The sequence below is a fragment of the Brevundimonas sp. AVps4 genome (assembly GCF_058681525.1).
In genome coordinates this window covers 2,600,091-2,613,648 of sequence record NZ_CM178741.1, presented here as the reverse complement: position 1 = coordinate 2,613,648, position 13,558 = coordinate 2,600,091, and the positions used below count along the sequence as shown (strand labels likewise).

The following is a 13,558-nucleotide window of genomic DNA, read 5'->3' as shown; positions in this document are numbered from 1 at the left end:
ACACCTTCTCACTGGGGGAGCCGAACAGTTAGGCGCCGGGTCCAGCCTTCGAAACCCCTGCGTCGAACCAATCCAGAATTTCCTGCCACAGCGGCTCCAGTCCCTTGCGGAAGGCGCCCTCGTGGCCGATCCGTCGGGCGCCGTAGTCTTGGGAGCGTCGCACCACGATCTGGGACGAGGCGTTGGGATAGGCCTTCAGCAGGGCCGCGCCTGTGCCCGGTGTGGCGATGGGGTCGTCGGGAAAGATCCAGGACCGGATCGGCGCCCGAACCTTGTCGAACCCCTGGGGCTCAAGAGCGCCGGACCTCAGCTCGTCCAGGAAATAGGCGGGCTTCAGGCACCACCGCCTCCACGTCTCGAACACCCCGCGCGGCAGGTCGGTCCCCCGCCACAGCCGGCCCGCGCGGATATAGCCGTGGCGGCGCAGCTGGTGCGGCCCGAAACCGAACCAGAAGAACAGCTCCATCGGATTATAGGTTCGGTGGTGTCCGCCCCACCATCCGGTCCCGACCGAGACGAAGGCGTGGCGGGCGATCTCGCTCTGGTTGGGCATGAAGCCGACGAAATGACCCCCGACGCTGTGTCCGATATGGAAGATCGGCAGGCCCGGCGCCGCCTTCTTCAGAGCCTTCAGCGCCGCCGGCATGTCCAGCCGACCCCAGTCCGGATAGTCCATCTCCATGGCCGCCAGATCCTCGGGCCGCGACCCGCCGATGCCGCGATAGTCATAGGTCAGAACCACGCCGCCCCGTTCGGCCATCCACCGCGCGAACCGGGCGTAAAAGCCGCGCGGAAATCCCGTTCCGGCCGAGACCAGCACCGCCATTCTCGGCCTGTCGCCCCGAAACAGGGTCGCTTCCAGCGGCCAGCCGTCCTCGGCCTTGATCGACCGGTCTTCGACCGTCAGCCCCATGTCGTTTCCGTCCGTTGCTATTTTCAACGGACCCTGACTGATTTCCCCGACGTCAGGTCAAGCCGCGTCATGGGCCTTCACCAAGCGCTTCGGCGCGACCTTGCGCCACCGTTTCCACAGCGCCGCCTTCAGCCAGACGGGATCGACATGGGCGATGCGGGCCAACACGATCGGATAGTCGCGGTAGTGGTCCGTGAAATGAAAGGCGTCGGGGTCCATCTCGATCAGCAAATCCCGCTCGTCCAGATTATCCAGGTGCACCACGATACTGTCGTCCAGCTTCGGACGCAGCCAGGTGAAGAACTTCCCCGCCACCTTGAACGACGGTTCCCCATAGGAGACGCCGTCCTCGACGCCGGGAAAGGACAGCAGCAGAGCACGCACCTCTTCGTGGGTCATTTCCGAACGCCAATCTCAATAGGCCCAACCTCAATAGGCCAGGGCGATCCCGTCCTTGCGCATTTCGGTCGCCGCGCCATAGGTCCAGCGCCCGCCCGGGTTCATCTGCTTCATCACGTTCTGATAGCCGCCGAAGCCGCCGTCCGGCTCGCCCAAGGTCCAGCCCATGGCCCGCAGCTGCGCCTTGGTCGCCTCGGGCACGCCGCTCTCAAGGTGCAACACTCCGGTTCCTTCCTGCGGCTGGCCGGTCGGTTCCGACGAGCCATAGTGCTGCCAGCGCGGCGCATCACCCGCCGCCTGGGGCTCCAGCCCATAGTCGACCATGTTGATGATGATCTGGGCTTGGCCCTGAGGCTGCATGGCGCCGCCCATGACGCCGAACGCCATCCAGGGCTCTCCGTCCTTGACCGCGAAACCGGGAATGATGGTCTGGAACGGCCGCTTGCCCGGCGCATAGATGTTGGGGTGGCCGTCGGTCAGGGCGAACAGTTCGCCCCGGTCCTGGAACATGAAGCCCAGCGGTTCGGAGCCGTTGTCGGGCGCCAGGCCCGAACCCATGCCGCGATAGTTGGACTGAATCCAGCTGACCATCATCCCGTCAGCGTCGGCGACGCTGAAATAGGTGGTGTCGCCGTGGTGCGGGGCGTCGCCCGGCATGACGCGGTCCATGACCCGATCGGGCCGGATCAGCTTGGCCCGCTCGGCCGCATAGGCCTTGGAGTTCAGCCATTCGACCGGCGTCTTGGAGAATCGGTCGTCGGCGAACCAGCGCGCCCGGTCCTCGAACGCCAGCCGCTTGGCCTCGGCCTGGACGTGCAGAGAGGCGGCGGACTGGAAGCCCATGGATTTCAGGTCGAACTGTTCGCAGATGTTCAGGATCTGGTTGGTCGACAGGCCCTGGGTGTTCGGCCCCAGGCCGAAGACGTCCACCCCGCGATAGTTGGTCTGGATCGGCTCGACCCATTCGGTGTGGTGGGCCGCCATGTCGGCGCGGGTCATCCAGCCGCCGATCCGCTTGAAATAGGCCTCGATCTGGTCGGCGATGGGGCCGTCATAGAAGGCGTCGCGTCCGCCCTCGGCGATCATCCGCAGCGTCTTGCCCAGGAAGGGATTGGCGAAGACCTCGCCCACCTTGGGCGTCGCCCCGCCGGCGGCCCAGATGCGCTTCCTGTTGTCGTTTTCCTCGAGCGGGATCCGGCCCCGGTCGAAGGCGGCCATGTTGCGTTCCAGGTAATAGGCGATGACCTGGGGCACGGGCGCGCCTTGTTCGCACAGTTCGGCGACCGGCAGCAGCACCTCCTTCCACGGCAGTTTCCCATACCGCTGGTGCGCGCTCCACCAGGCGTCCACCGTGCCCGGCACGTTCACCGTCACCGCGCCGTAGCGGGGCAGATAGCCGTCGATGGCCCTGGACCGCGCGGTCTCCAGACTCAGGCCCTGCGGGCTGGGGCCGGACCCGTTCAGCCCGATCACCTTCTTCTGCTTCGGGTCCCACAGCATGCAATAGGCGTCGCCGCCGATGCCGTTGGCCACCGGCTCCAGAAAGCCCAGGGCCGCGTTGATGGCGATGGCGGCGTCTATGGCCGATCCGCCGCGTCTCAGGGTGTCGATCCCGATCAGGCTGGCGGTCGGATGGGCCGTCGCCGCGGCCCCGTTCATGCCCCAGACGGTCGAGCGGCCCGTGAACCTGGGGCCCGTAATTCGATCTCCGATGCCCACTCCCGCGTAGGGATCAGACGGACGGGCGGAGGAGGGCGTTACGGCCGCCGCCTGTCTCGCCTGGGCCCCGGTCGCGGCCAGGGCGCCGGCGGCCAGGGTTCCTGCGGGCAGGGCGGATAGGAAGGTGCGACGGCGCATGGGCGGACTCCTCGAACAGCCGGGGCTTATCAAGTCTGCCTCTGGCGCGTCCGACAAGCTTCACCGCAAAGAAAAAGGCCGCGCCCCTTTCGGAACGCGGCCCTGATCCTGGATAGACCCAGGTCCTATTCGATGTCTTCGTTCAGCAGGCCGACCTTGAAGAAGCCGTTCTCCTGCATCTTGTTCATGACTTCCATGAACTGCGAATATTTCACTTCCGGCTGGGCGCGGACGAAGACGCGCTCTTCCTGGCAGGCGCCGCCGCCCAGGGCGGTGCAGACGTCAGCCGCCAGGTTGTCGATCGAGGTCTGCTTGTCGGAGATGAACAGCTGACCGTTCTCCTGGATGGTGATGTACACCGGTTCCTTCTCGGGCTTGTCCGGTGACGGCGGCTGTGCGGGCGGCAGGTCCAGACGGATCGAGACGGTCGCCATCGGCGCGGCGACCATGAAGATGATCATCAGCACCAGCAGAATGTCGATGAACGGCGTGATGTTGATATCCGCCGTCTGTTCGATGGTGTGCTTGTCCCCGCCGGAACCACCGATCTTCGCAGCCATGCACCGTCTCCGTTACTCGCCGGCCGTCATATGCGCCGACATTCCCTATGGATCGCCCGAAAGCTTGATCGGTTCTTGGCGTTCCGATCGCCGCTTGTAAAGCGCTTCTAAACGATCGCGCCTTCCTGCACGTCAATTATATGCGACAGCCATATGCACAGGGCCGCCGGCTCAGCCCTTCGCCAGCTTCAGGAAACGCTCGGCCAGGGCGGGATCGGACTTGAAGGCGCCGGTGAAGCGGGTGGTGACGGTCGAGACGTGCCGGTGATGGACCCCGCGGGTGGTCATGCACTGATGGGCGGCGTCGATCATGACCGCGACGCCCTTCGGCTGAAGCTGCGATTCGATGGCTTCGATGATGTCGTTGGTCAGGGTTTCCTGATTCTGCAGCCGCCGGGCGAAGATCTCGACCACCCGCGCCAGCTTGGAGATTCCCACCACCTTCTCGCCGGGCAGATAGGCGACATAGGCCTTGCCCAGGAAGGGGGCCAGATGGTGCTCGCAATGGCTCTCCACCTCGATCTCGCGCAGGATGACCATGTCGTCATAGCCGGTCACGTCCTCGAACGTGCGGCTCAGCTCCTTGGCCGCGTCGGCCTCATAGCCGTCGAACCACTCTCCGTAGGCGTCGACCACCCGCTTGGGCGTGTCGATCAGGCCCGGCCGGTCGGGATTGTCGCCGGCCCAGGCGATCAGGGTCCGCACCGCCTCCAGCGCCTGTTCGCGGCTGGGGCGCTGCACAGCCGCATCGCTGACGAGGACGGGTTTGGCGGGGGTGACGCTCATGGACTGCATTTCCGGCCGGCGCGGGCGAGGGCGCCCGGTTGTATCTCAGGCCGCTATATGGGACGGACCCTCCGTCCTGCAAGAAAACCTGCCGAAGACCGCTCCATGCCGCTGCACATCCACGACACCCTGCACCGTGAAAAGCGCCTGTTCGAACCGCGCGATCCGAACCGGGTGACCCTCTATGTCTGCGGCCCGACGGTCTATGACTACGCCCATATCGGCAATGCGCGCCCGCCGGTGGTGTTCGACGTCCTGGCAAGGCTGCTGCGAAGGCAGTACGGGGCGGACAAGGTGCTCTACGCCCGCAACGTCACCGACGTGGACGACAAGATCAACCAGAAGGCCGCCCGTGAAGGCGTGCCGATCGGCGAGGTCACGGCCCGTTACGAGGCCGCCTATCTGGCTGACATGGCCCTGCTGAACGTTTCGCCGCCCGACCTGGCCCCCCATGTCACCGACTATATCCCGGCCATCGTCGATCAGATTCAGGCCATCATCGACGCCGGCTGCGCCTATGCGGCGGAAGGGCATGTCCTGTTCGACGTCTCGGCCTATCCGTCCTACGGCGCCCTGTCGGGCCGGAACCTGGACGACATGATCGCCGGCGCCCGGGTCGAGGTCGCGCCCTATAAGAAGAATCCGCACGACTTCGTCCTGTGGAAACCGTCCAAGCCGGACGAGCCGGCCTGGCCCTCCCCCTGGGGCGAGGGGCGCCCCGGCTGGCACATCGAATGCTCGGCCATGATCGAACAGACCCTGGGCCTGCCCATCGACATCCACGGCGGCGGCGTCGACCTGGCCTTCCCCCACCACGAGAACGAGATCGCCCAAGGCGTCTGCGCCCACGGCTGCGCCCACGCCGAGAACGCCCACGACCACTACGCCCGCTACTGGATGCACAACGGCTTCCTGACCGTGGACGCCGAGAAGATGTCCAAGTCGATCGGCAACGTCCTCTTGCTGCACGACCTGGTCCAGTCCATGCCGGGCGAGGTCGTCCGCTGGGCCCTTCTGTCAGCCCACTATCGCCAGCCGCTGGACTGGAACCAGGGACTGTTGGAACAGAGCCGCAAGAATCTGGACCGACTCTACGGCGTCCTGCGCGACGCCGACGCAGCCCTGGCCGACTTCGATCCGGCCACGCTGGACGAGGCCGAGCTGGAGCTGGCCGAGAACGCGCTCGATCCAGTGCTGGACGCGCTGGAGGACGATCTGAACACGCCGGGCGCCATAGCTCAGCTCTTCGGGCTGGCGAACGCCTTGCGCGATCTGCTCAATGACGGCGAGGCCGACATCAATGACGTCGCCATGGCTCGCTGGAGCCTGAAAGAAGCCGCCGGCCTGCTCGGCGTGCTGTCGCTGACGCCGGACGCCTGGTTCGAGGGCGGCGATCCCGCCCTGAAGGCCGAGGTCGAGGCCCTGCTCGAACAACGCGCCGCCGCCCGCGCCGCCAAGGACTGGCCTGAGGCCGACCGCATCCGCGACCGCCTGAACGCCCTCAACGTCGTCGTCATGGACGGCCCCGACGGCGCCACCTGGCGCGTGAAGGGCTGACGGTCAGGCTGCGGCCAACTGCCGGATCAGCGCCGTCTCGAACCCCTTGGCGTCCGGTCCCGGCAGGGCGGTCTTCAACGCGCCGCTCTCGAACAGGGCCATCACCTTCGGATGGACGTAGGAGGTCCGGCACACCGTCGGCGTATTGCCCAGGAGGCCCGCCACCGCCTTGACGCAGACGGTGATCTTGCGTTTCGCGTCGGTGGGCGAGGTCGGGGGCTCCATCTCGCGCAGGGCCCGCGCCGCCGAGACCGTGCCCGCCCAGGTGCGGAAGTCCTTGGCCGAGAACTGCTCACCCATGGCCGCGCGGATATAGGCGTTCACATCGTCCGAGGTGACGGGGCACAGATGGCCCTCGGCGTCGCGGTATTTGAACAACTGGCGCCCCGGCAGCTCCTCCAGGGTCCGGACCACCCGCGCCAGCCGCCGGTCGCGGACGCTGACGCGGTGGTCCTTGCCGCTCTTGCCGCGGAACTCGAACGTCAGGGCGGCGCCGTCGACCTCCAGATGCCGCTTGTTCAGGGTGGTCAGCCCATAGCTGCGGTTCTGACGGGCGTAGGTCGCATTCCCGACCCGGATCAGGGTGATCTCCAGCAGACGGACGGCGGTCGCCAGCACCTTGGCCTTCACCGGTCCCCTCAGGCCCAGATCATGCTCCACCTGGGCGCGCAGCCGGGGCAGGGCGCGTGAGAAGGCCGGCAGCTTGTCGAACTTGTTCTCCGACCGGGCCGTGCTCCAATCGTTGTGATAGCGGTACTGTTTGCGACCCTTCAGGTCCCGGCCCGTGGCCTGGATATGGCCGTTGGCCTTGGGGCAGATCCAGACGTCGGTCCAGGCGGGCGGAATGGCCAGGGCGCGGATCCGGTCCAGAACCTTGGGGTCCTTGACCGGCCGCCCCTCGGCGTCGCGATAGGACCAGCCCTTGCCGGCGCGGCGGCGGGTCAGGCCGGGGTTGTCGTCGCTGCACCAGCTCAGCCCCTGCGGAACCTCGACCACCGGGTCGAAGCCATGCGATCCGTCCGCCATCCCGGCGTTTCCTTTTCAGCGGTCTTTCAGCGGCTTGCCTCAGACCTGCGACGAACGCGGCGCCGCCTTGGCGAGTTCCCCTTGACCCTGCGCGCCCGGCGCGACACGAGGCGGCATGAACTATCGCCACAGCTTCCACGCTGGAAACTTCGCCGACCTGGTCAAACACGCCCTGGTGCTGTGGCTGGTGAAGGCCCGCGCGGCGGCGGGCCCGCTGACGGTGCTCGACACCCACGCCGGCGCCGGCCTCTATGACCTGTCCGGAGACGCCGCCCGGTCGAAGGAGGCCGAGGCCGGGGTCGCGCGCCTGATGACCGGCCCGGATCGTCCGCCGCTGATGCAGGCCCTGGCGGATCGGGTGGCGGCGCTGAATCCCGACGGCGGCGCCCGCTTCTATCCTGGCTCGCCGGTGCTGATCGCCGACGCCCTCGGGGCGGGCGGAACCTATGTCGGCTATGAGCTGAACCCGCCCGTCCGCGCCCTGCTGGATCAAGCCCTGGCGGAGCGCCCCAACGCCGAGGCGCGCGAGGGCGACGGCTACGCCCTGGCCACGGCCGAGGCGGCGCGGGCCAAGGCGCCCCTGATCCTGATCGACCCGCCGTTCGAGAAGCCCGACGACTATATCCGCTCGGCCGAAACCGCCCTGGCGGTGATTCGCCGCGATCCCGCAGCGACCATCGCCGTCTGGACCCCGCTGAAGGATCTGGAGACCTTCGACGCCTTCACCCGGCGGCTGGAAGGCCGGGCCGGCCCGACCCTGGTCGCCGAGGCCCGCCTGCGGCCCCTGACCAATCCGATGAAGATGAACGGCTGCGCCCTCGTGATCGTCAATCCGCCGCCGGGCGCCGAGGACGCGGCCCGCCAGGTGTGCGGCTGGGTGGCCGATTGTCTGGGCGATCCGGGCGGCCGGGCTGAAATCTGGTCCTTCTGATCGGCGCGCGGCCCGTCTATGGTCGGGTCATGACCCGTATCGCCATTCTGGAAACCGGCCATCCGCCCGAGGCCCTGAAGGACAGTTTCGACGACTATCCGGCCCGGTTCCGCGCCCTCCTGGGCGAAAACGTCCCGACCACCCGGTTCGACGTCCAATCCGGGCATCTGCCGTCCGACCCGTCCGCCTTTCAGGGGGTGATCGTCACCGGCTCGGCCGCCGGCGTCTATGACGACCTGCCGTGGATTCCCCAGTTGGTCGACTGGCTGCGCGCGGCCCGGGGCCGGACCCGGATCGTCGGCATCTGCTTCGGCCACCAGGTCCTGGCCCACGCCTTCGGCGGCGAGGTCGTGAAATCCGACAAGGGCTGGGGCGTCGGCCTGCACCGTTACGACGTCCTCAGCGACGAGCCCTGGATGCACCCCCGCGCCCGCACCATCGCCATTCCGGTCTCGCACCAGGATCAGGTCGTGGCCGTTTCGCCCGACGCCCGCGTCATCGCCTCCAGCGGCTTCACCCCCTACGCCGGCCTGGCCTGGGGGGAGGACGCCATTTCCTTCCAGTGCCACCCGGAGTTTCAGCCCGACTACGCCGCCGCCCTGGTGGAGAGCCGGCGCGGTTCGCGCATCCCCGAACCCCTGGCCGACGCCGCCCTCGAAAGCCTGAAACGCCCCAACGACCGCGCCGTTCTCACCGCCTGGATCCGCGCCTTCCTGCTGCTGACCCCGCCGCCGGTGGAGGACCAGGGCAGCGGGATCTGATCATTCCTTCGTCATCCTCCGGCGAGCGCAGCGAGACCGGGGGACCCAGCGGCGCGCGTGAGCGCGAACCTGTCGCGGACACTGGCTTCAAACAAGGAGCGGCGGATGGATTTCGCCTGCCGGCGCCGCTGGGTCCCCCGGTCTGCGCCGCGAAGGCGCGGCTTGCCGGAGGATGACGAAGGTAAGGGCGCTAAACTCCCAACACCGCAATCAACCCCAGGCTCAGCCCCACCAGCGCCGCCAGCGATAGCACAACGGCCGCCGCCACTCGCCCGCCGGCCCGCGCCACGGCCCGGATGTTGGTCTGCAGCCCCAGGGCCGCCATGGCCGCCACGGTCAGCAGGTCGGACGCCGCCGCCATCGGCTCAAGCACCGCCTGCGGGATCAGGTCCAGGTTCCGCAGCGCGATCATCGCCAGGAAACCGACGATGAACCACGGCAGCAGCCGGTGCAGACCCGGCCCCGTCTTGCCCGCCGCCCGGTCCCGGAAGATCAGCGACAGCACCAGGATCACCGGCCCCAGCATCAGCACCCGCGCCAGCTTGACCACCGTCCCCGTCTGGGTCGCGACCGCGCCGAACGGGGCGGCCGCCGCCAGCACCTGGGGCACGGCGTAGACGGTCAGCCCGGCCAGGGCGCCGTACTGCAGGCCGCTCATGGACATCAGCCCGCCCAGCAGCGGCAGGGTCAGAACCACAACCACCCCCAGCACGGCGGTAAAGGCGATGGAGGCGGCCACCTCTTCGCCGTCGGCGTCGATCACCGGGGCCACGGCGGCGATGGCCGAGTTGCCGCAGATGGCGTTGCCGCACGCCACCAGCAGGGCCATGCGCGGCGTCAGTCCCAGCAGACGGCCGATCCCGAACCCGACCAGGATGGCGGCGGCCACCAGGGCGAAGACCCCCGCCACAAACCCCAGGCCCAGCGAGGACAGGGTCGCCGCGCTGACCGAGGCGCCCAGCAGGACCACGGCGACCTCCAGCAGAATTTTGGCGCTGAAATCGATCCCGACCCTGAACCGCTCATCCGGCGTCCAGGCCGCCCGCACCCCGGCTCCCAGCAGAATGGCCAGGACCAGCGGCTCCAGCCAGACCTTGCCGACCGCCTCGCGTTCCAGGCCGCCCAGGCCCACCGCCGCCAGGGCGACCACCAGGCTCATCATCAGGCCGGGCCAGACCGAACGGGCAAACGCGCCCAGCCGCGCCGCCAGGCCGACGGGGCGGGGCAGGGGCGGGGTCGCGACGGCGGCAGAGGCGGCGGACTTCATGGTTCCGCTTGATGCGCGCCCGCTCGACCTCGGTCCAACGGATTGTTATGGTCGGTTCAATCCGAATTGGAGATTGATCGTGACTTTGGAGCGCCTGCGCATCTTCGTCGCCGTGGCCGAGCGTCAGCATGTGACGGCGGCGGCGCGGGCGCTGAACCTGACCCAGTCGGCCGTCTCCAACGCCATCGCGGCGCTCGAGGCCGAGCACGACGTCCATCTGTTCGATCGGGTGGGACGGGGCGTGGTTCTGAACCAGACCGGCCAGGCCTTCCTGCCTGAGGCCAAGGCCGTGCTGGCCCGCGCGGCGGCGGCCGAGGCGGCGCTGGCGGACCTCAGCGCCCTGCGGCGCGGCCGCCTGACCGTCTTCGCCAGCCAGACCATCGCCTCCTACTGGCTGCCCCGTCGTCTGGTGGCCTTCCACGCCACCCATCCGGGCATCGAGCTGGACGTCCAGATCGGCAATACGCGCCAGGCCGCCGCCGCCGTCCTGGGAGGCGAGGCCGAGATCGGCCTGGTCGAGGGCGCGGTCGACGAATCCGCGCTGGAACAGACCCGGATCGGCTCGGACCGGCTGGCCGTCGTGGTGGCGCCGGACCACCCCTGGGCGGGCCTGCGCCGTCTGTCGGCTCAGGATCTGACCACATCCCCCTGGGTTCTGCGCGAAGCGGGCTCGGGCACCCGTTCGACCCTGGAGGAGGCGGTGCGTCAGGCCGGGATCGATCCCGCAGACCTGCCCGTCGCCATGACCCTGCCGTCGAACGAAGCGGTTCTCGCCGCCGCCGAGGCCGGGGCCGGCGCCACCGCCCTGTCCGAAAGCGTCGCCTATGCCTCCGTCGCCGCCGGCCGCCTGGTGACCGCCGCCTTTTCGCTGCCGGAACGCCCCTTCCGCCTGCTGCGCCACGCCGAACGCTACCGCAGCCGCGCCGGCGACGCGTTTGTGGCGGCGATGGGGTAGGGCGCGCGGCGGCTTACAGCCCGAACCGGGGAAACACGAACCGCTCCAGCAGCAGCGAGGCCGCGAAGTAGAAGCCGATCACCACGAACAGGGTCAGCGGGATCTGCTGCTGCTTCGCCAGGACCAGATAGATCCCGTACAGCACCGCAAACAGGATCGAGGTGGCCAGGGGGCGCAGCAGGATCTTCGCAAGAGGGGATTTCACGGCCATTTCACCACCGGGGGCATGGAGCTGAGGATCGAATCGACGTTGCCGCCGGTCTTGAGGCCGAACATGGTGCCACGGTCGTACAACAGGTTGAACTCCACATAGCGCCCGCGCCGCACCAGCTGCTGCTCGCGCTCCTGGGCCGTCCAGGCCTCGGTCATCCGGCCCGCGACGATCTTCGGATAGACGTCCAGGAAGGCCAGGCCCACGTCGCGGGTGAAGGCGAAGTCCCGGTCATGGTCGCCGCTGTCGTGGTGGTCATAGAAGATGCCGCCCGTGCCGCGCGGCTCCTGCCGGTGCGGCAGGAAGAAATACTCGTCGCACCACGCCTTGTACTTGGCGTGCCAGTCGGGGTCATGGGCGTCGCAGGCCGCCTTCATCGCGGCGTGGAAGGCCAGGGTGTCGGGGTGGTCCTGGCGCCGGTCCGCCTCCAGCACCGGCGTCAGATCGCCCCCGCCGCCGAACCAGCTCTGGGTCGTGGCGATGAAGCGGGTGTTCATATGCACCGCCGGAACCCTGGGGCTGACCGGATGGCAGATCAGGCTGATCCCGGTGGCGAAGAACCGGGGGTCTTCCGCCGCCCCCGGAACCGTCTTGGCGTAGTCTGCAGGGAATGTTCCGTGCACGGTCGAAACATGGACCCCGACCTTCTCGAACAGCCGTCCGTGCATCATCCCCATCACGCCTCCGCCGCCCTCCTTGCGCGCCCAGGGGGTCCGCACGAACCGTCCCGGCTCCCCCGGAAACAGATCGTCGGGCGCCGCATCCTCCAGCGCCTCGAAGGCAGAATGGATGCGGTCGCGCAGATGCTCGAACCAGGCGCGGGTCTCGACCTTCTTCAGGTCGAGCGGATCGGAAAAGGCGGCGTCGCTCATGCCGTCTCTTAGACCTTCCCCCGCTCGCGGGGGAAGTGTCAGGTCGTGGCGCGTAGCGACACGCCTGACGATGGGGGAAGTCTTCTTACGGGGCGAGACTTCCCTCTCCGTCGCTGGATCGGCTTTGCCGATCGACGCGACACCTCTCCCGCAAGCGGGAGAGGGTTCTTTTCTCGAGGTCGGTCTGTCAGTGTGCGTCGCAACAAGGGAGTCGCATCATGATCCGTCGTCTTCTGGCCGGCGTCGCCGTCGCCGCCATCGCCACCGTCGCCCACGCTCATTCGGCCAATGAGGCCAGGGTGATGGAGATCCTGAAGACCACACCCCTGATCGACGGCCACAACGACCTGCCCTGGGCCCTGCGCCAGCAGTACGGCAATGACGTCTATGCCGTTGATCTGACGACCAATCTCGAAGCGACGACACGGCTCCACACCGACATCGCCCGCCTGCGCGCCGGCGGCGTCGGCGGCCAGTTCTGGTCCGTCTACGTCCCCGCCAGCCTGACCCCGCTGGAGGCGGTCGAGGAGACCTTCGAGCAGATCGACACGGCCAAGCGGATCATCGCCGCCCACCCCGACGTCTTCGGTCTGGCGACCACGGCGGACCAGGTGGACGCCGTCTTCGCCTCGGGTCGGATCGCCAGCCTGATCGGCATGGAGGGCGGCTATTCTATCGACGACTCCCTGGCCTTGCTACGCGAATTCTATCGCGCCGGCGCCCGCTACATGACCCTGACCCATTCCAAGACCACGACCTGGGCCGACAGCGCGACCGACGCCCCCAAATGGGGCGGCCTCAGCCCCTTCGGCGAGGATGTGGTGCGCGAGATGAACCGCCTGGGCATGATGGTGGACCTCAGCCACGTGTCCGAGGACACCATGCTGGACGCCATGCGGGTGTCCGACGCCCCGGTCATCTTCTCCCACTCTTCGGCCCGGGCGATCACGGCCCATCCCCGCAATGTGCCTGACCGGGTGCTGCGGATGATGCCTGAGGACGGCGGGATCGTGATGATCAACCTGGCCCCCGGCTTCGTCTCCGAACGGGTCCGCGCCTGGAGCGCCGACCGCGCGGGCGAGGAGGCGCGGCTGAAGACCCTTAACCCTGGCGATCCCACCGCCGTCGAGGCCGGCCTGACCGCCTGGACCGCCGCCCATCCGACGCCCCAGGCGACCCTGGCCGACGTCGTCGCCCATATCCAGCATGTGCGTCAGGTCGCGGGGATCGACCACGTCGGCCTGGGCGCCGACTTCGACGGCATCGGCAGCCTGCCCGAGGGCATGACCGGCGTAGACGCCTATCCCCGCATCCTGGCCGCCCTGATGGACGCCGGCTGGACCGAGGCCGACATCCGCAAGATCGCCGGCGAGAACCTGCTGCGCGTCATGCGCGCCGTCGAGGCGACCGCCGCCGCCAAGGCGAATGAAAGACCGTCCCTGGCGAAGCCGAGCGAGGGCTAG

The 13,558-nt window shown here is 68.2% G+C and carries 14 protein-coding genes; 5 read left to right on the top strand and 9 right to left on the bottom strand.

What is annotated here, in order from left to right; translation table 11 throughout:
* Window positions 1-28: 28 nt before the first annotated feature.
* From ACW178_RS12935 to folE, 5 genes are all read right to left on the bottom strand, one after another.
* Window positions 29-913 (bottom strand): alpha/beta hydrolase family protein, encoded by an 885-nt coding sequence (locus ACW178_RS12935; RefSeq protein ID WP_287106403.1) that lies wholly within the window; start codon window positions 911-913, stop codon window positions 29-31.
* A 57-nt stretch (window positions 914-970) separates the two neighbouring features.
* On the bottom strand, window positions 971-1,312 hold the full coding sequence (locus ACW178_RS12930; RefSeq protein WP_054766229.1) for an MmcQ/YjbR family DNA-binding protein: 342 nt from the start codon (window positions 1,310-1,312) through the stop codon (window positions 971-973).
* A gap of 30 nt (window positions 1,313-1,342) precedes the next feature.
* Window positions 1,343-3,169 carry a gamma-glutamyltransferase family protein gene (locus ACW178_RS12925; protein WP_492024636.1) on the bottom strand — a complete coding sequence of 609 codons (1,827 nt, stop codon included), beginning with the start codon at window positions 3,167-3,169 and terminating at the stop codon, window positions 1,343-1,345.
* Window positions 3,170-3,294: 125 nt separating this feature from the next.
* Entirely contained in the window at window positions 3,295-3,729 is a 435-nt protein-coding gene (locus ACW178_RS12920) for a biopolymer transporter ExbD (protein ID WP_191558581.1), read from the bottom strand.
* 171 nt (window positions 3,730-3,900) lie between these two features.
* Entirely contained in the window at window positions 3,901-4,515 is a 615-nt protein-coding gene (gene folE, locus ACW178_RS12915) for a GTP cyclohydrolase I FolE (protein ID WP_054766226.1), read from the bottom strand.
* Window positions 4,516-4,620: 105 nt separating this feature from the next.
* Here folE and cysS point away from each other — a divergent pair, with 105 nt between their 5' ends.
* Entirely contained in the window at window positions 4,621-6,072 is a 1,452-nt protein-coding gene (gene cysS, locus ACW178_RS12910; protein WP_287106408.1) for a cysteine--tRNA ligase, read from the top strand.
* Window positions 6,073-6,075: 3 nt separating this feature from the next.
* Here the strand turns inward: cysS and ACW178_RS12905 are convergent, their stop codons facing one another.
* Window positions 6,076-7,098: a DNA topoisomerase IB gene (locus ACW178_RS12905; RefSeq protein WP_287106410.1), complete on the bottom strand. Its 1,023-nt coding sequence runs from the start codon at window positions 7,096-7,098 to the stop codon at window positions 6,076-6,078.
* Window positions 7,099-7,213: 115 nt separating this feature from the next.
* Between ACW178_RS12905 and rlmJ the strand changes: the two genes are divergently transcribed.
* Both rlmJ and ACW178_RS12895 read left to right on the top strand, forming a co-directional pair.
* Window positions 7,214-8,029 (top strand): 23S rRNA (adenine(2030)-N(6))-methyltransferase RlmJ, encoded by an 816-nt coding sequence (gene rlmJ / locus ACW178_RS12900; RefSeq protein WP_152950690.1) that lies wholly within the window; start codon window positions 7,214-7,216, stop codon window positions 8,027-8,029.
* Between the two features lie 29 nt (window positions 8,030-8,058).
* A complete protein-coding gene (locus tag ACW178_RS12895; protein ID WP_287106412.1) occupies window positions 8,059-8,790 on the top strand; it encodes a type 1 glutamine amidotransferase in 732 nt (243 codons plus the stop codon).
* 190 nt (window positions 8,791-8,980) lie between these two features.
* Here ACW178_RS12895 and ACW178_RS12890 read toward each other — a convergent pair whose 3' ends face one another.
* The gene (locus ACW178_RS12890) at window positions 8,981-10,057 is read right to left on the bottom strand and encodes a YeiH family protein (protein ID WP_492024635.1); all 1,077 of its coding nucleotides are present in this window, start codon (window positions 10,055-10,057) and stop codon (window positions 8,981-8,983) included.
* A 79-nt stretch (window positions 10,058-10,136) separates the two neighbouring features.
* Between ACW178_RS12890 and ACW178_RS12885 the strand changes: the two genes are divergently transcribed.
* Complete coding sequence (locus tag ACW178_RS12885) at window positions 10,137-11,012, top strand: LysR family transcriptional regulator (protein WP_191558576.1); 876 nt, start codon at window positions 10,137-10,139, stop codon at window positions 11,010-11,012.
* A 13-nt stretch (window positions 11,013-11,025) separates the two neighbouring features.
* Here the strand turns inward: ACW178_RS12885 and ACW178_RS12880 are convergent, their stop codons facing one another.
* Complete coding sequence (locus ACW178_RS12880) at window positions 11,026-11,217, bottom strand: hypothetical protein (RefSeq protein WP_191558575.1); 192 nt, start codon at window positions 11,215-11,217, stop codon at window positions 11,026-11,028.
* A complete protein-coding gene (gene hemF / locus ACW178_RS12875; protein WP_287106417.1) occupies window positions 11,214-12,095 on the bottom strand; it encodes an oxygen-dependent coproporphyrinogen oxidase in 882 nt (293 codons plus the stop codon). Before hemF ends, ACW178_RS12880 begins: the two co-directional genes overlap by 4 nt.
* Before the next feature lie 218 nt (window positions 12,096-12,313).
* Between hemF and ACW178_RS12870 the strand changes: the two genes are divergently transcribed.
* Window positions 12,314-13,558, top strand: a complete 1,245-nt coding sequence (locus ACW178_RS12870; protein WP_492024634.1) for a dipeptidase — start codon at window positions 12,314-12,316, stop codon at window positions 13,556-13,558.